This window comes from Actinomadura sp. NPDC049753, assembly GCF_040674655.1.
GTDB lineage: Bacteria > Actinomycetota > Actinomycetes > Streptosporangiales > Streptosporangiaceae > Spirillospora > Spirillospora verrucosospora.
Genome location: NZ_JBFARL010000001.1, coordinates 13,130 through 28,549, shown reverse-complemented (window position 1 = coordinate 28,549; position 15,420 = coordinate 13,130). Strand labels below are relative to the sequence as shown.

The 15,420-nt window shown below is 70.9% G+C and carries 19 protein-coding genes; 10 read left to right on the top strand and 9 right to left on the bottom strand.

What is annotated here, in order from left to right:
- Positions 1-216 precede the first annotated feature (216 nt).
- The gene (locus AB0K37_RS00165) at positions 217-348 is read right to left on the bottom strand and encodes a hypothetical protein (protein ID WP_363972364.1); all 132 of its coding nucleotides are present in this window, start codon (positions 346-348) and stop codon (positions 217-219) included.
- A gap of 409 nt (positions 349-757) precedes the next feature.
- Positions 758-2,044 (bottom strand): hypothetical protein, encoded by a 1,287-nt coding sequence (locus AB0K37_RS00160; RefSeq protein ID WP_363972361.1) that lies wholly within the window; start codon positions 2,042-2,044, stop codon positions 758-760.
- A 154-nt stretch (positions 2,045-2,198) separates the two neighbouring features.
- Here AB0K37_RS00160 and AB0K37_RS00155 point away from each other — a divergent pair, with 154 nt between their 5' ends.
- The 3 genes from AB0K37_RS00155 to AB0K37_RS00145 are packed head-to-tail and all read left to right on the top strand — an operon-like array spanning position 2,199 to position 3,733.
- Positions 2,199-2,606, top strand: coding sequence for a site-specific integrase (locus tag AB0K37_RS00155; protein WP_363972358.1), 408 nt, complete (start codon positions 2,199-2,201; stop codon positions 2,604-2,606).
- A 14-nt stretch (positions 2,607-2,620) separates the two neighbouring features.
- Positions 2,621-3,079, top strand: coding sequence for a hypothetical protein (locus tag AB0K37_RS00150; RefSeq protein ID WP_363972355.1), 459 nt, complete (start codon positions 2,621-2,623; stop codon positions 3,077-3,079).
- Positions 3,080-3,133: 54 nt separating this feature from the next.
- Positions 3,134-3,733: a hypothetical protein gene (locus AB0K37_RS00145; protein ID WP_363972352.1), complete on the top strand. Its 600-nt coding sequence runs from the start codon at positions 3,134-3,136 to the stop codon at positions 3,731-3,733.
- 81 nt (positions 3,734-3,814) lie between these two features.
- Here the strand turns inward: AB0K37_RS00145 and AB0K37_RS00140 are convergent, their stop codons facing one another.
- The gene (locus AB0K37_RS00140) at positions 3,815-4,537 is read right to left on the bottom strand and encodes an alpha/beta hydrolase (protein WP_363972349.1); all 723 of its coding nucleotides are present in this window, start codon (positions 4,535-4,537) and stop codon (positions 3,815-3,817) included.
- A gap of 145 nt (positions 4,538-4,682) precedes the next feature.
- A complete protein-coding gene (locus AB0K37_RS00135; RefSeq protein ID WP_363972346.1) occupies positions 4,683-5,741 on the bottom strand; it encodes an alpha/beta hydrolase in 1,059 nt (352 codons plus the stop codon).
- Between the two features lie 264 nt (positions 5,742-6,005).
- Between AB0K37_RS00135 and AB0K37_RS00130 the strand changes: the two genes are divergently transcribed.
- The 7 genes from AB0K37_RS00130 to AB0K37_RS00100 all read left to right on the top strand — a co-directional run bounded on the left by AB0K37_RS00130 (position 6,006) and on the right by AB0K37_RS00100 (position 10,859).
- Positions 6,006-6,803 (top strand): alpha/beta hydrolase, encoded by a 798-nt coding sequence (locus AB0K37_RS00130; RefSeq protein ID WP_363972343.1) that lies wholly within the window; start codon positions 6,006-6,008, stop codon positions 6,801-6,803.
- Positions 6,800-7,486, top strand: coding sequence for an ATP-binding protein (locus tag AB0K37_RS00125; protein WP_363972340.1), 687 nt, complete (start codon positions 6,800-6,802; stop codon positions 7,484-7,486). The genes AB0K37_RS00130 and AB0K37_RS00125 overlap by 4 nt, the downstream gene beginning before the upstream one ends.
- 78 nt (positions 7,487-7,564) lie before the next feature.
- Positions 7,565-8,488 carry an alpha/beta hydrolase gene (locus tag AB0K37_RS00120; RefSeq protein ID WP_363972338.1) on the top strand — a complete coding sequence of 308 codons (924 nt, stop codon included), beginning with the start codon at positions 7,565-7,567 and terminating at the stop codon, positions 8,486-8,488.
- A 185-nt stretch (positions 8,489-8,673) separates the two neighbouring features.
- A complete protein-coding gene (locus AB0K37_RS00115) occupies positions 8,674-8,874 on the top strand; it encodes a hypothetical protein (RefSeq protein WP_363972335.1) in 201 nt (66 codons plus the stop codon).
- A 253-nt stretch (positions 8,875-9,127) separates the two neighbouring features.
- Positions 9,128-9,973 carry a Bax inhibitor-1/YccA family protein gene (locus AB0K37_RS00110; RefSeq protein ID WP_363972332.1) on the top strand — a complete coding sequence of 282 codons (846 nt, stop codon included), beginning with the start codon at positions 9,128-9,130 and terminating at the stop codon, positions 9,971-9,973.
- Complete coding sequence (locus tag AB0K37_RS00105; RefSeq protein WP_363972329.1) at positions 9,973-10,425, top strand: nuclear transport factor 2 family protein; 453 nt, start codon at positions 9,973-9,975, stop codon at positions 10,423-10,425. Before AB0K37_RS00110 ends, AB0K37_RS00105 begins: the two co-directional genes overlap by 1 nt.
- Positions 10,422-10,859: a hypothetical protein gene (locus AB0K37_RS00100; protein WP_363972326.1), complete on the top strand. Its 438-nt coding sequence runs from the start codon at positions 10,422-10,424 to the stop codon at positions 10,857-10,859. The genes AB0K37_RS00105 and AB0K37_RS00100 overlap by 4 nt, the downstream gene beginning before the upstream one ends.
- Positions 10,860-11,162: 303 nt before the next feature.
- Here AB0K37_RS00100 and AB0K37_RS00095 read toward each other — a convergent pair whose 3' ends face one another.
- The 5 genes from AB0K37_RS00095 to AB0K37_RS00075 all read right to left on the bottom strand — a co-directional run bounded on the left by AB0K37_RS00095 (position 11,163) and on the right by AB0K37_RS00075 (position 15,335).
- A complete protein-coding gene (locus tag AB0K37_RS00095) occupies positions 11,163-11,507 on the bottom strand; it encodes a hypothetical protein (protein ID WP_363972323.1) in 345 nt (114 codons plus the stop codon).
- 69 nt (positions 11,508-11,576) lie between these two features.
- The gene (locus tag AB0K37_RS00090; protein ID WP_363972320.1) at positions 11,577-12,434 is read right to left on the bottom strand and encodes an SDR family NAD(P)-dependent oxidoreductase; all 858 of its coding nucleotides are present in this window, start codon (positions 12,432-12,434) and stop codon (positions 11,577-11,579) included.
- Positions 12,435-12,464: 30 nt separating this feature from the next.
- Positions 12,465-13,322, bottom strand: coding sequence for an oxidoreductase (locus AB0K37_RS00085; RefSeq protein ID WP_363972317.1), 858 nt, complete (start codon positions 13,320-13,322; stop codon positions 12,465-12,467).
- A 79-nt stretch (positions 13,323-13,401) separates the two neighbouring features.
- On the bottom strand, positions 13,402-14,853 hold the full coding sequence (locus AB0K37_RS00080; RefSeq protein ID WP_363972315.1) for an NAD(P)/FAD-dependent oxidoreductase: 1,452 nt from the start codon (positions 14,851-14,853) through the stop codon (positions 13,402-13,404).
- A gap of 41 nt (positions 14,854-14,894) precedes the next feature.
- Positions 14,895-15,335, bottom strand: a complete 441-nt coding sequence (locus AB0K37_RS00075; RefSeq protein ID WP_363972312.1) for a VOC family protein — start codon at positions 15,333-15,335, stop codon at positions 14,895-14,897.
- Between the last annotated feature and the right edge of the window lie 85 nt (positions 15,336-15,420).

Sequence of the window (15,420 nt, the reverse complement as noted above, 5' to 3'; positions counted from 1 at the left end):
ATCGTCCTGCCTCCGCCGGGAACAACCGTTGTCGCCCGCTCAGCGATCATCATCGAGCCGGTCGGCCATCGGGGCAGGAAGCGTAGCCGACCTCGGAAGCGCCAGCCAGCATGGCGTGACTTCGGCGCACGATGGGGGATTGAAGACAAGCTCTCAACACTCGTCGCCGGGCCGCCCGGTGACGAACAAGAGAATGCGAGGCTCCTTAAACCCGCGCTAACCGCCCGCCACGGCCTTTGCGACATCACTCAACGCCCGTGCCTGCCGGTCGGGGTCGGTGAGGGAGCGGGCGATGCGTTCGGCCTCGGACAGATCGTGCATGGCCGCCGCCCGCGCACTTCGGTACATGACGGGGAATCTCACCTCCAACCGCAGCCTGCAACGCCTCGTCTACGGCTACCGTTCAAGGCCAGTGGAGATCTTGGGCCGCCCGTTGAAAGCGATCGTTAATGGACGCTCCGCGCGTCTCGGCGCCGGTCCGATTTTTGAAACCGCGTCCCGTCCAATAGGAGCCACCGCAGGTCAGGGCGCCTCCGAGGGCGAGGTCTTGCGCCGCGGTCGCGCTGCCGGCGACTCGCCCACCAGCGGCAACGCCTATTGACACCCCGCGGCGCAGAGGTACGACCGTCCTACTTCGGAGCCGAACGGAGCTAGACCGCGGCGCCAGCAACGAGCATCAGGACCACGAGAAGGTCGAGGCTGGTGGTATAGGAACGGCGGGGAGGCATTTGCCTCCCCGCCGCGGTTCATGTGGGGATCACCGTTTCGTGATCTGGATACGGTCCGCCACCGGTTGCAGCACCGAGGTGAGCAGGGCGGCGGCTTCGGTGTTGCCGCGCTGGACCAGCGGCCACAGCACGGCCGCCACCTCCAGCCAGTGGCCGTCGGCCGTGCCGGAGGCCGGTGCTTCCGGCTGCCGAGTCCCGGTGACCGCCAAGGACGATCGCCGGGCATCAGTCATGATTGGCACACCACCGGCCATGTCGGCGGGCACGGTGCCCGCCGCCGCGGGGTCGGCCGCACCTCCCGAAGGAATCGCGGCCTCGGCGGCGAGGTGATGTACGTGCGACAGCCCGCCGGACCGCATGGTGAAAAGCCGCCGGACCAGAGGCCGGTCCAGTTCAGTGGTGTTGGCCGCGATGGCCACCGCGAGGATCACCACCCCGCTGGCCAGGAACCAGCCGGGGACCTCTCCCAGCAACAGCAGCCCGACCGGCAGGCCCATGATCGGCTCACCGGCGGCCAGCACCCCGAACTTCTCCTTGCCGAGGTAGCCGATGGCCCGTGCCTCCAGCACCGGAGCCACGGCCACCGTGACCAGGCCGGTGAGCACGGCCAGCCCGATGATGCGGGGCTCGAGCCATTCCAGCCCCCCCGAGAACATCAGCCAGCCGGCCGCGCCCGGGATGGTCAGCAGACCGGCCAAGGCCAGGCCGACCGTCTCGGCGCCCCGCTCCTCCAGCTTCTCCATCGCGCTGATGTTGACGGCGAAACACGCCGCGGCCGCGGCGGCGAAGGCATAACCGAGCCAGTCGGTGTGCGCCTCCTCCTGCAGCGACATGATCCACAGGCCCGCGCCGGCGAGCACCGGCCAGAGCACCGCGGTGTGGCGGGACTCGCGCACCGCGCCCCACACCGCCACCAGCAGCGGGCCGCAGAACGCGATCGCGATCACCGTGGCGAAGCTGGCCACTCGCTGAGTCGCAGCGACCAGCAGCGGCAGATAGAACACGTTCGCCACCGCCACGCACCCGATCGGCCACCGGGCCGACCGTGCCGAGGCACGCTCCCGCCGGAACACTTCGGCGGCCGCGCCGTTGGTGCGGAACGGCCGCACCTCCAGACCGAACTTGAGCGCGGCGTATCCCGCGAGGAACAGTCCACCGAAGATCGCGCCGAGCGCGCCCGGCGCGAAGGGGAACTGCTTCTCATCTTCGGCGCCCAGGGCGGAGAACGCGTCCCCCGCCACACAGAACAGCAACCCCAGCAGGCCGATGACGGCCCCCCGCAGCGTGCTGTTCCCAGGCAATCGCACCTTGGACATGAGCAAGCCTCTCTTGTTTGTCGTGTCTCCCCGGCGCAGAGCCGGGCGGCGGGCAGCCTCTGCCCACAACGAGTACAGTCCCGTGTGGGGTGATAATGACAACCGTTATCAATCTCACGGTTCGTCGGCGAGGGGTTCGGGCGTTCGTCCAACGGTGGCCGACGCTGACGTCGCGGTGACCGCGCGGACCGGAACCGTCCGGCTGCACGGCAAGCGCGACCAGGTCCGCACCGTCCCGACCCCGGCGCAGGCCCGCGCCGCGCTGCTGGACTACCTCGCCGAGCGCGGCCGCGCCGACGGGCCGCTGTGGGGCGGGCAGCGCGGACCCCTGACGATCTCCGGAATCATTCAGGTGGTGCTCGCGGTCGGCGAGGACGCCGAGGCCACGGACCTGCGGCCGCACCGGCTCCGGCACACCTACGGCACCCGGTTGCGCCGCGACGGCGCCGCCCCTGCCCAGGTGCAATACCTCCTCGGCCGCGCCGACCTCAAGACCACCGGTCGGTACTTCCAGGCCGGTCAGCGCGAGGCCGCCGAGCTGGTCGAGCGCACTTTCCCGTAGCCGCGCCTCCGCACGTGACCGCCTGCAATCCAGGGGGACACCGCCGCTACTTCGCACTTGTCGACGGTGTGCCGGCTGGAGCGGCCGACTACCGCTCCACGCTGGAGCTGGCGGCCAAGGCCAACGCCGCGGCGTTCACCGTGAAGCCGACCATCCAGGTCCAGGGATCGACCCTGCCCGCGGGATCGGCAGCCGACTTCGAACACGATTGCGACCACCCCTGCGCCACCAACAGCTCGCTCACCGGCTCGATGGCCAGGTCGCTTTGGCCGGCGACCTCCGGAAAACGTCCGCCGTCCACGCCGGCGGGGCTGCATCTCACCGGAAGGGGCACCAGTCTCGACGGCCGCCGCCAAGTCCGCGCGTCCCGCACCGCCAAACCGGGTGAAGTTCCGGAGGTGTTCGGTGCCCGGCTGGCCGACCTGCTGCGTGCTCGTGGTGCCGAGGCGCTGCTGACCAGTACGGAGGAGTGAGAGGCAAGCCCCGAGGCCCGACCTCTGGTCGGCCGTGTGCATTCTCACCGCCGGGTGGACCTCACGAGGTACACGCTCGCTGCCCGTGACGCCGGCCTCCCCGACGTCTCCCCGCGGCTGGCCCTGCTCACCTACGGGGCGCTGGCGATGACCGCCGACGGGGAGAAGGAGGCGGCGGAGATGTACGCGCGGGCCGAGGGCCACCCGGCCGCGGCGCGGTTTCCCTTCGAGCTGGCGCGGATCCGGCTCCCGTACGGGATCCGGGTGCGCCATGTCCAGGGTCGCGCGGAGGCGCGGCGGCTCCTGGCCCTGGCGGCGGAGTCGTTCGACCGGCTCGGTGCCGGGGGCTGGGCCGAACGGGCCCGGACCGAGGTGCGGGCCACCGGCGCGCCCTCCCGCGCCTCGACGCTGAACCTGGCCTCGTTGACGTGGCAGGAGCGCCGGATCGCCGACCTGGCCGCCGGGGGCCGGCCTGACGAACAAGGAGATCGGCGCGCGGATGCACCTGTCCCGCGTACCGTCAGCTCGCACCTGTACCGCGTCTTTCCCAAGCTGGGCACCACGACGCGGGCCGCCCTCCGCGACGCCCTCGGCCGGACGGACGGCCCCGTCCCGCCCGACCGGGCGGCGGGTCTGCCCGGACCCGAGAACTGACGTCGCGGCGAGGACGACGGCAAGCCGGCGCCCCGACCGTGCGACGCCTCGGTGATCGGCCGCGTTCCGCCATGACTCGTCTCAGCGCGCTGCGCGCGCGGCCTTCTCGATGACGCCGGCCACGGTTCCCGGATGTGAGACGGCGACGGAGTGGGAGGCGCGAACCTCGACGGTGTGCGCGTGAGCGCGCTCGGCCATGTAGCGCTGGACGGCTGCGGGGATGTTGAGGTCCTGGGTCGTGATGACGTCCCAGGTGGGTTTGTCCTGCCATGCGGCGGCCCTGGTGGCCTCCTCCAGGGCGGACTGGGCGATGGGCCGCTGGGTGGCGGCCATGAGCGCCGCCTTGCCGGCGGGCACGTCGGCGGCGAACTGGTGGCGGAAACTGTCGGGCCTGATGTAGAGGTCGGTCCCGGTGGTGCCGTCGGCATTGGTGAAAGGAGCGGGGTCGAGGGCGTCGGGGAGGGTGGAACCCGGGTACTTGTTCGTGAGTCCGAGGGCGGTCTCGCCCGGCGCGGGCAGGAAGGCGGCGACGTAGACCAGGGCCTTGACCTGCGGATCGTCGGCGCCGGCTTCGCTGATGACCGAGCCGCCGTAGGAGTGCCCGACCAGGATCTCGGGGCCCTTGACGTGGTCGAGGACGCTTCGCAGCGCGGCCGCGTCGTGGGCGGGCCCGCGCAGGGGATTGGCCGCGGCGACGACCGGGTAGCCGTCCGAGCGGAGCCTGTCGATCACGCCGTTCCAGCTGGAGGCGTCGCCGAACGCGCCGTGCTCCAGCACGATGGTCGGCTTGGCCTGCTTGTACACCGCGAGGGCGGGGGTGGCCCCGCTGGCGTTCTGGGGCGCGGCTGTAGGAAACGCCTGATCGCAGGCCGAGAAGCGAACGCCACGAGCGGCGTTACTGCCGCTCGTGGCGTTCTCATCGGCGGAGCCGGTGGCCCGAGGTGCCCTGTCAGAAGCGAGCCACGTCGAGGACGGCTTGGGCGAAGGCCGTGGGCGCCTCCTGCGGCACGTTGTGGCCGATGCCCGCCAGAGTGCGGTACTCGTAGGCGCCGGTGAACCTGTCGCGGTACGAGCTGTCGCTTCCCGCCGTGAAGGGGTCGCGGTCGGCGTCCAGGACGATGGTCGGCGCCGTGATGGCCGGACGCACGGCGAGCCGATTCTCCAGGCCGTCGTAGCGCCGCTCGCCCTGGGCGAGGCTCAGCCGCCAGCGGTAGTTGTGGATCACGATGGCCGCGTAGTCGGGGTTGTCGAAGGCCGCGGCGGTGCGCTCGAAAGTGGCGTCGTCGAAGGACCACGTGGGGGAGACGGTGTCCCAGACCAGCCGGTTCAGCTCGTTGCGCTTGGTCTCGTCCTCCATGGCGAGCCGGCCCCGCTCCGTGGCGAAGTAGTACTGGTACCACCACGCGTACTCGGCCTTCGGCGGCAGCGGCTTGAGGTTGGCCTCCAGGCTGGTGATGAGGTAGCCGCTGACCGATACCAGGGCCTCGCAGCGCTCCGGCCAGAGGGCCGCGATGATGTCGGCCGTCCGCGATCCCCAGTCGAAGCCGGCGAGGACGGCCTTCTCGATCCTGAGGGCGTCCATCAGGGCGATGATGTCGAGGGCGATCGCGGACTGCTGGGCGTTGCGGAACGTCCGCGACGACAGGAAGCGGGTCGTGCCGTGCCCCCGCAGGTAGGGGACGATCACGCGGTAGCCCTGCGCCGCGAGCAGCGGAGCGACGTCGACGAAGCTGTGGATGTCATAGGGCCAGCCGTGCAGGCAGATGACCACGGGGCCGCGCGCGGGCCCCGCCTCCGCGTAGCCGATGTCCAGCAGCCCCGCCCTGACCCGCTTCAGCGAGGTGAAGGACGCGTGCGCGCCCGGCGTGACCGCGGGCACGGCCGGAGCCGGGGTCGGGCCCGGCGTGGCGGCGGACGCGGCCGGCAGGCTGGCGAGACCGGCCAGCGATGCGGCGGCCCCGCCGGCGGCCAGCCCCAGGCCTTTGCTGAAGGTGCGCCTGTCCATCATCTGGAATCCTCCATGTGGGTCGGTGTGCGTGTGCGTCTGTGTGCGCACGCGTGTCGGTGTGCATTCGTGCGCCGGTGTCCAGCCGACTCTCGCCCGGCGGGCGGAGCGACACATCCGTCACTTGACGTTGAGACGCGGCGAGCACCCGCGGCCGGGGCCCCGGATCATTGAGTCATTCGACTGTTCCCGCCCCCGAGCCCTCAGGGCGATGCTTGGCCCTGGCCCGCATCTCCTCGCGCTTCGCGCTCGTCACCCGGAGGCTCCGTGACCGTCACTCCCGTCGTCTTCATCCATGGCGCGTGGCTCCACGCGTCGTCCTGGGAGTCATGGATCGAGCGCTTCCGCGGCTTCGGCTTCGCCGCCTCCGCGCCGGCCTGGCCCGACGAGCCCGCCACGGTGGAGGAGGCCCGGCGGCGCCCTGCGGCGTTCGAGGAACTGGGGCTCGACGCGCTCACCGACCACTACGCCCGGATCGTCCGCTTGCTCGACAGCCCGCCCGTGGTCATCGGCCACTCGGTCGGCGGGCTCATCGCGCAGCACCTCCTCGGCGCGGACCTGGGCCGCGCCGCGGTCGCCATCGCCCCCGCGCCGGTCGACGACGCGTCCCTGCCCGACCGGACGCCGGGATCCTCCCCACCCGGCCGGTCCCACCCGCCATGGCCGGTGTCACTCGATGCCGGGGACTTCCGGCACGTCTTCGCTAACGCGGTCACTCCGGAGGAGTCGGACGAGCTCTTCGAGCGTTACGCCGTCCCCGCGCCACGCCGGCTGCTGGCCGAGCTGGGATGGGGCGGCGCCACCCGGCACCCCCGGGCCATCGTGAACACCCGCAACGCCGCCCGCGGCCCGCTGCTGCTGGTCTCCGGGCAGGAGGACCGCCTGGTGCCCGACCTCCTGATCCGCGGCGTCTACAAGCTGTACGGCGACTCGACGGCCGAGAGCGACCTCAAGCAGTTCCCCGACCGGGGTCACTCACTGGTCGTCGACGGCGGGCGGCAGGCGGTCGCCGACCACGTGCTCGCCTGGCTGGCCCGCCGCGGCGTCCACGCCGGAGGGAGATGATCGACCAGGCCTCCGGCGACGGCCAATGCCTCGTCCTCCTCGGAGGCCCTGGCATAGGCAAGACGGCCCTGCTGCGCGCCGCCCGGGAGGCCGCGCGCGCCGCGGGCTTCCGGCTGCTGGCGGCCGTAGGCGTGCAGTCCGAGGCGCAGCTGCCGTTCGCCGGGCTGCACCAGGTGCTGCGTCCGCTGCTGCGCCCGGTGGGCGGCCTGCCAGACCAGCGCCGGCGGGCCCTGCTGACCGCATTCGGCCTGGCCGAGGGGGATCGGCCGGACATCTTCGCCGTCGCGCCGGCGGCGGTGGATCTGCTCGGGGCGGCCGCCACCGAACGGCCCGTCGCCATCCTGGTCGACGACGCGCAGTGGCTGGACGAGCAGAGCCAGGAGGTGCTCGCGTTCGTCGCTCACCGCCGCGCGCCGCTCCGGATCGCCATCGTCGGGACCGTCCGGACCGGGTACCCGGGGCCGTTCGTCTCCGCCGGGCTGCCCGAGCTGGCGGTCTCCGGCGTGGACGGCGACGCCGCCAAGGAGATCCTGCGCGGCCCGGCCGGCGTTGCCGGCGTTGTCGACCGGCGCCGCATCAGGGACCAGGCCCAAGGGAACCCGCTGGCGCGCTGGGCGGCATCGGCCGTCAGGCCGAGTCGGCCTGACGGGCCGCGGCGGCGCCGAGGACTGACCGTCACATGACGGATGTGACCGCACCCCTCGCGTGACGAGAGTGATGGCACCCGACCGAACGAGTAAGAGGAACACAAGGAGCCTTCCATGGCACGAACCAGCGTGACCTTCGACAGCGCCGGCATCCCGATCGCCGCTCACCTCCACCTCCCTGACGCTCCGGCCGCGGGCCCGCGTCCGGCGATCGTGGTCGGCCATCCCGGCACCAGCGTGAAGGAGCAGTCGTCCGGTCTGTACGCACGGCACCTGGCGGAGCGCGGCTTCGTCACCCTCGCCTTCGACGCCGCCTATCAGGGCGAGTCAGGCGGCCTGCCCCGCGGCCTCGAAGACCCCGGTCAGCGGGTGGAGGACTTCAAGGCCGCCGTCTCCTACCTCACCACTCGCGACGACGTCGACGCCGGCCGCGTCGGGCTCCTCGGCATCTGCGCCTCCGGCGGCTACTCCCTTTCCGCCGCCGGCGGCGATCACCGGGTCAGGGCCGTTGCCACTGTCTCCGGCGTCGACGTTGCCCGCCAGTTCCGCCTCGGCCCCGACGGCACCCAGGACCCGGCCGTCTTCCAGGGGCTGCTCGACGCCGCCGCCCATGCCCGTACCGCCGCGGCCCGTGGCGAGGACCCGGGGAGCCTGCCGATCTTCCCCGAGACCGCCGAACAGGCCGACGCGCTCGGCGGAGAGCACGGCGTGGAGGGCTTCGAGTACTACTGCACCCCCCGGGGCTGGCACGAGCGCTCGGCGAAGTCCTTCGCCTGGTCCAGCATCGACAAGCTGGCGGGCTTCGACGCCTTCCACGCCGTCCCGCTGATCGGCCCCCGTCCCCTGCTCCAGATCATCGGCACCCGTGCCGTCACCTCCTGGATGGCCGTCGAGGTGCACCAGCGCGCCACCGGCCCCAAGGAGCTCCACTGGATCGAGGGGGCCAGCCACGTCGACCTCTACGACAAGAAGGAGTACCTCGACCCGGCCGTGGACAAGCTCACCACCTTCTTCACCGGCAACCTCAGGACGGCCTGAGTCCGCCGGAGGCCAGAGGCCCGGCCCGGCGTCTCCGGGCCTCTGCCCATGCGGCCGCTGGGCGCCGTCGGCGGCGGCATGGACAGACCGGTCGCATCTCACCGTCATGTGACTGATGTGCCGGTTCTCGTAGCGGACAACAGTGAGATAGGTCAGTCGGTTCGGCGTCTCGGAAAGGAGCCGTCATGAGTGACAACGAACCCGGTGCACGGGATGCGTCGGTGGTACTGCCGGGATCGCGCTTCAGAAAGCTGCCCGTGCGCATCCCCTACGAAGAGATGGTCGAGGAGAAGTCGGTCAATTCCAGGAGCCAGTCAGAAGGAGCGTACGCCACCGAGGCCTCGTGGGCGCAGTTCGGCTGCTTCATCGCGGACCTGGGTCTTTAGGGACGGAGAGCCTCCTGCCGCCAGGTGATCGGGCCGGCCTGGCGGCGAGGAGCATTCGGCGACCGCACACTTCCCCGGTGTTGTGGCGTCCGCCTGCTGGCAACCGCGCATTCATCGGGCTGTCAGTGCCGCCTCCGAATTCCGGCAGTGTCCGCACAGCCCTATACATCAACAGCTCGCACGTTTCGTGCGGAGAGCCGTCCTAAAGGAAACATCCCTGCCGCACGGCGTGCGGCCGATTGTGAGGAACACCGTGAAATCGAGCAACCCGATTCTCATCCGCGGGGGCCGCAGCCGCGACGACGGCCCCTCGGCCCCCGGCATGCCGGTCGGCGCCGGGATCGGCGGCGCCGGGGACGACCCCGGCTCCGCCCCCGGCGGTCTGCTCCTGGCCAAGGACGCTTCGACCGACCACGTCGCCATGACGTTGGACGATGTCGTGGCCCGCACGGCCGCGACCCTTGGAATGGTGGCGCTCGCAGCGGTGCTCTCGTGGGTGCTGCTGTCGGTGGACAGTGCGAATATTGGCCGGTCCTATGGCATCGGCGTCGGTGCTGCGCTCGCCGCCTTCGTTCTGGCGCTCGTCCAGACGTTCAAGCGCAAGCCTTCTCCGGTACTGATCCTGAGTTACGCGGCCTTGGAGGGCGTCTTCCTCGGGGTCGTCTCCAGCGCCACGTCGACGTACATCGCTCCGGGCGTGGTCGTCCAGGCGGTCCTGGGCACGTTCGCGGTCTCGGCCGGCGTGCTGATCGCCTACAGGATGCGCTGGATCCGCGTCACCCAGCGGTTTCAGGGCTTCGTGCTGGCCGCGGCCACCGGTTTCGTGCTGCTGATGGTGGCCGATCTGCTGTTCTCCGCCTTCGGCGGTGGCAACGGCCTCGGCTTCGACAGCGGCGGCCTCGGCGTCGTCTTCGGCATCGCCGGCATTCTTCTGGGTGCGTGCTTCCTGGCCCTCGACTTCAAGCAGGTCGAAGACGCGATCGCCCAAGGAACCCCGCGTGAGGAGTCGTGGCGGGCGGCCTTCGGACTCACCCTGACCTTGGTGTGGATCTACCTCGAAGCGCTGCGCGTGTTGTCCCTCCTGCGCGGGGATGAGTGATGAACATGAGCACGGGTGCGGCTACGGCCGCTGTGACAAGTCTGATCTTCCGGTACGCCGAGTTGGTCGACGCCGGCGACTTCGACGGCGTCGGCGAGTTGTTCGCCGACGCTTCCTTCATCAGTAGTGGTGGATCGTTCCATGGCGGGGAGGCCGTCGAGGAGATGCTCCGGGACACCGTGATCCGCTACGAGGACGGCACGCCGCGGACGCACCACGTCACGACCAACCTCACCGTCGATGTTCACGAGGAGGCTGGAACGGCTACGGCGCGTTCCTATGTCACGGTGTTTCAGGCCGTGCCAGGCCTTTCGCTGCAGCCGGTGGCCGCAGGCCGCTACAGTGACCGCTTCGAGCGCCGCGACGGGTCCTGGCGCTTCGTTGAACGCCAGGTTCGAATCCACCTGGTCGGGGACGTCAGCTACCACCTGCGTTCGGCGAGGAGCCCGTGATCACGCTCATCGACGGTCGCGCGTCGGGGAGTGGTGCGGCTGGTGTGCAGACGCCCCGAAAACCCGCGGCGGGCCGCACGCGGCGCCGAGCAAGGGCTCAACGCGAAAGGCGGGAGCTGCAGCAGACCCGCGAGCGCGCCGGGCGCCGGACGAGCAACGCGGCCCGCAACCCCGAGAACGCCGGCCTGCCGCGCATCTTCGCGGGCGTTATGAAGCGCGGCGCCCAGGAGCTGGCCGACCGGGCAGGCCGGATGCACATCGCCCACGTCAGCGACGTCCAGGCTCGGCTCGACGAGGCCGGACGTGCCCTGCTCAACGAGCAGAAGATCACGCTGCAGCTACCCGCCACCCATGTACCTGCACAGGCCGCACCGTCTTCCACGGCGAACACCTGCAAGAACGCGACCCGCTCGCCGAGCCCGGCATCGACCTGACGATCCGCGACCCCGAGACGTATGGCGCTGACCGGCCCCGGCGGAGCCGGCAAGTCCACCCTGCTCCACCTGATCAGCGGCGACTGGAGCCCGTCGGCGGCGCCATCCGGCGGCCGTCCCCCCCGGGAGGCCCGCAGACGAATGACGCGCACACATGGCCTGGACGCGTTGACGATCATGTCGTCGTCGAACGCTTCCGGACGGCCGCCGTGCCGCCCACGCTCGCGGGCTGAGGCCTGGCCCTCCAGGGACTTCTCCCGAACGTATGCCCGCTCGGACTCGGCCATCCCGGCGATGAAGAGACTAGGGAACGGCCCTGCGCTCCGACCGCATCGGCGTCGTGCCGGACAGTTCCTCACGGAGGTGCCGTCGGGGATGCCGCTCGATCGCCTCGCGCATGATTTGCGCTGCTCTGGGGCTGGGCGCCGATCTCAGCATGAGGAGGAACGGTCCGAGTTCCTCCGCCTCCGGCGCCGTTCTGGTCGCCAGTGTCCGTGCTGTCTCGCCGGCGAGGTCCGGGCCCGTGCCGGCGATCACCGTGCGCGGGGAGACGGCCAGTCCTACCGCCTCGGTGAACAGCTGTTCGGTGGCGCCGAAATAGCGGTTGATGCTTTCGTCGCCGTCGGAGGCGTGTCGTCCACCCTCCATTAGGCGAACTGCTCTACAGGTGCTCCTTGCCCCGCTGAGCGGGGCGAGGAGCGTCGAACCCTTCAAGAGTCACAGGACTGCGTGGTCGGCGCTTCCGGGGAAGTCGGTGCTGAGCGCGAGCTGCGCGCCGGCGTCGAATTCCGCCTGGTACCGGCTGAGCTTGTCGCTGATCCTGCGGCGGGCGTCGCTGCCGAGAATGACCCAGTGCCGCAGTGGCCCGGCGGTGACCGCCTCGTAGATCACCTTCGCCGCGCGGACCGGGTCGCCGGGGAACATCTCGGGCGTGAGGGTGCCCATCATCGCCCGGAAGGCGCCGGCCGTCGCCTCGTAGGCGTCGATGGGGGCGCCCGAGCTCCGGGTCCGGTGCTGGATGCCGGTGCGGAAGGACCCGGGTTGGATGATCATCGCGTTCAGGCCGAGAGGCTCGATCTCCTGCCAGAGGGCCTCGGTGAACCCTTCGAGGGCGAACTTGCTGGCCGAGTAGTACCCGTTCGCGGGAAGGCTGGCCAGTCCGTCCATCGATGAGACGTTGACGACGGTGCCGCGGCCGCGGGCGCGCATGCCGGGCAGGACGAGCCGGGTCAGGGCCACCGCGCCGAAGAAGTTGACCTCGAACAGCCTCCGGTAGTCGCTCTCCTCCTGTTCCTCCAGGGCGCCGATGAAGTCGATGGCCGCGTTGTTGACCAGGACGTCGATGCCGCCGAAGCGCTCCTCGGCCTTCTTGACCCCGTTCTCGCGCTGCCGGGGATCGGTGACGTCGAGGGGCAGCGCCATTGCGGTCCGCGGGTGGCGGGAGGCCAGTTCGGTAGTGGCCTGGGTGCTGGATGCGGTGAGGACCGCCTGATCTCCCTGGGCGAGGACGTGTTCGGCGAGAGCGTGCCCTAGGCCGCTCGACGCGCCGGTGATGAGCCAGGTTCTGGGATCCATCGGGACTTCCTTTCAGGGACGGTGCGGGCTTCAGGGACGGTGCGGGCCGCGTTCGTCGGGCGGGAAGTCGGCGGAGCGGCTCACGTCCGCCCACTTCTCGGTCTCGGCGGCGCGGATCTCGGCGGCCTTCTGGGCCAGGGCGACGGCGTCGCCGCCCAGGACGAGCCGCCGGGGCGGGTCGTCGTCCGCAACGACGTCAATGATGACCTTGGCTGCGCGGGCAGGGTCGCCGGGCTGGGTGCCGTCGTTGACGCGCCGGTACTCGTTGACGGCGCCGACCGTCTCCTCGTAGTCGGGGCCGACCGGGTGGAGTTCCATGGACGAGCCCTGCCAGTCGGTGCGGAACGCGCCCGGTTCGACGATCACGACCTTCACACCGAACGGCGCGACCTCGGCGGCGAGGACTTCGGAGAACCCCTCGACCGCGAACTTCGCGGTCTGGTAGGCGCCCATCCCGGGCGTGCCGCCGACGCGTCCTCCGATGGAGGAGAACTGGACGAAGGTCCCCGAGCGCTGGGCGCGCAGGACCGGCAGGGCGGCCCGCGTCACGTTGACGACGCCGAAGAGGTTGGTCTCGATCTGGGCGCGGAAGTCGTCTTCGGCCATCTCCTCGATCGGCGCGCTGTTGGCGTAGCCGGCGTTGTTGACGACCACGTCGAGGCTGCCGAAGGCGTCGGTGGCCTCCTTGACCGCCCGGGAGGCCGCGCGGGCGTCGGTGACATCCAGTGGGACCGCTCGTATCCGGTCGCCGTGGAGGGCGACCAGGTCTTGGAGTCGCCTGGGGTCGCGTGCGGTGGCGACGACCTGGTCGCCCTCTTCGAGGGCGGCTTCGGTGAGATGGCGTCCGAAGCCGCGTGATGCTCCGGTGATGAGCCATGTCCTGGCCATGGGTGTGCTCCTCGGTCGATGTACTATGTGTCTCATCAATGTAGCACTTGCCTCATCAAAGATCCCGCAAGTGGGACCGTTATTTCGCTTGCTCGTACTGGTCCCGGTACGTCTCGAGCAGTCGCAGCCACACCTCGCTGATGGTTGGGAAGGGGGGTACGGCGTGCCAGAGACGTTCGAGGGGAATTTCCCCGGTGATCGCCACGGTGGCGGAGTGGAGGAGCTCGGCGACACCCGAGCCCGCGAAGGTGGCGCCCACGAGGACGCGGCGATCGGGGTCGATGAGGGCGCGGGCTCTGCCCCGGTAGCCCGGGTCGTGCTGGAGGGCGCCGGCGAGGTGGCCGATGTCGTAGTCGACGACGTTGACGCGGCGGCCGGTACGCCGGGCATCGAGGGTGGTGAGGCCGACACCGGCGACCTCGGGGTCGGTGAAGACGACCTGAGGTACGGCTGCGGTGTCGGCGGTGCCGACGTGCCGGCTCCAGCGTTCGGAGCCGAGCGGGGTGCCGCAGGCCCGGGCGGCGATGACTGCTCCGGCGATGCGGGCCTGGTACTTGCCCTGGTGAGTGAGCAGGGCCCGCCCGTTGACATCGCCCACGGCGTAGAGCCATTGACCCGGGACGCTGGTGACGGTGAGGGTGTCGTCGGTGGTGAGCCAGTCCCCGGGGATCAGGCCGAGGGTCTCAAGGCCGATGTCGCCGGTGCGGGGCGTGCGGCCGGTCGCGAAGAGGATCTCGTCCGCGATGAGCCGACCGCCGTCGGAAAGGTCGACGCGGACCTCGCCGCCCGTACGGGCCGCGGTGGTGACGGCCACGCCGAATCGCAGGTCGGTGCCCGCTTCACGCAGGCGGTCGGCGACGAGTTCGCCGGCGAAGGGCTCCATCCGGTCCAGCAGGCCGGTGCCGCGGACGAGGAGCGTGACCTCGGTGCCCAGGGCCCGCCAGGCGGTCGCCATCTCGGTGGCCACGACCCCCGCGCCGACAATGGCCAGTCGTCCGGGCGGCCGCGGGGCGCTGGTGGCTTCGCGACTCGTCCAGGGCCGCAGGGCGGCGAGCCCGGGCAGGTCGGGGAGGGCGGCACTGCTGCCGGTGCACACGGCCACGGCGTACCGGGCCTCCAGGCGGACGGCCCCGCCGTCGGGGGTGGACACGGTCACGCGTCGTGGCCCGTCGAGGCGGCCGTGGCCGCGTTGGAGGTCGATGCCGGCCGTCTTGAGCCATCCGACCTGCCCGTCGTCGTTCCAGTGTGCGGCCATGCGGTCGCGGTGCGCCAGTACGGCGGTGGTGTCCAGCGGTCCGGCGGCGCCCGGGGCCAGGCCGGGTACCCGGCCTGCCTCGGCGCGCAGGAGTGCGGGCCGCAACAGGGCCTTGCTCGGTTCGCATGCCCAGTACGAGCATTCGCCGCCGACGAGTTCGCCTTCCACGATGACGGTGCTCAGGCCGGCGGCGGTGGTCCGGTCCGCGACGTTCTCGCCGACCGGGCCGGCTCCGATCACGATCACGTCATAGGTACGGGTGTCTTCGGCGCTCATGGGTCCTCCAAGGGGTTGCTGCATCTCGGCGACGCCGCTGGTCAGCGGCCGGGGAGGCGCTCGGTGACCTCCTGCAGGAACCAGCCGTTGCCGTCGGGGTCGGAGAACGAGGCGAAGGAGCCGTAGCTGGCGCGCTGGGGGTGCGGGCCGGGGATCCGGGCGAGGTCGCCGGCGTGGTGGAAGGCGCCGGTGGCGTCGTGGAAGGGTCCGGTGACGTCGACGCCGCGGCCGGTGAGCTCTTCGCGGGCCTGTTCGATGTCGGAGACGATCAGGTGGAGTCCCTGGACCGTTCCGGCTGCGGCCGTGGTGAGGCCGTCGCCGAAGATGATGGAGCAGGACGAGCCGGGAGGCGTCACCTGCACGATCCGGTAGCCCTCCTCGATGAGGAAGTCCGCGTCGAGCCGGAAACCCATCTGCCGGGTGTAGAAGTCCTTGGCGCTGTCGACGTCGGTGACGGGCAGGACGACGACTTCGAGCTTCATGTCCATTGCTGTTTTCTCTCTTTCAGGGCTCCACGGGCAGGAGCGACTGGATGACATCACCTTCGTCCGGGAGCGGTTCGTTCAC

What these genes read in the sequence shown, in the direction of transcription:
- AB0K37_RS00135 (WP_363972346.1), bottom strand. Translation starts at nt 5,741, where the DNA reads ATGATGGACAGGCGCACCTTCAGCAAAGGCCTGGGGCTGGCCGCCGGC.
- AB0K37_RS00120 (WP_363972338.1), top strand. Translation starts at nt 7,565, where the DNA reads ATGGCACGAACCAGCGTGACCTTCGACAGCGCCGGCATCCCGATCGCC.
- AB0K37_RS00165 (WP_363972364.1), bottom strand. Translation starts at nt 348, where the DNA reads ATGTACCGAAGTGCGCGGGCGGCGGCCATGCACGATCTGTCCGAGGCC.
- AB0K37_RS00095 (WP_363972323.1), bottom strand. Translation starts at nt 11,507, where the DNA reads ATGGAGGGTGGACGACACGCCTCCGACGGCGACGAAAGCATCAACCGC.
- AB0K37_RS00085 (WP_363972317.1), bottom strand. Translation starts at nt 13,322, where the DNA reads ATGGCCAGGACATGGCTCATCACCGGAGCATCACGCGGCTTCGGACGC.
- AB0K37_RS00080 (WP_363972315.1), bottom strand. Translation starts at nt 14,853, where the DNA reads ATGAGCGCCGAAGACACCCGTACCTATGACGTGATCGTGATCGGAGCC.
- AB0K37_RS00125 (WP_363972340.1), top strand. Translation starts at nt 6,800, where the DNA reads ATGATCGACCAGGCCTCCGGCGACGGCCAATGCCTCGTCCTCCTCGGA.
- AB0K37_RS00160 (WP_363972361.1), bottom strand. Translation starts at nt 2,044, where the DNA reads ATGTCCAAGGTGCGATTGCCTGGGAACAGCACGCTGCGGGGGGCCGTC.
- AB0K37_RS00115 (WP_363972335.1), top strand. Translation starts at nt 8,674, where the DNA reads ATGAGTGACAACGAACCCGGTGCACGGGATGCGTCGGTGGTACTGCCG.
- AB0K37_RS00090 (WP_363972320.1), bottom strand. Translation starts at nt 12,434, where the DNA reads ATGGATCCCAGAACCTGGCTCATCACCGGCGCGTCGAGCGGCCTAGGG.
- AB0K37_RS00075 (WP_363972312.1), bottom strand. Translation starts at nt 15,335, where the DNA reads ATGAAGCTCGAAGTCGTCGTCCTGCCCGTCACCGACGTCGACAGCGCC.
- AB0K37_RS00105 (WP_363972329.1), top strand. Translation starts at nt 9,973, where the DNA reads ATGAACATGAGCACGGGTGCGGCTACGGCCGCTGTGACAAGTCTGATC.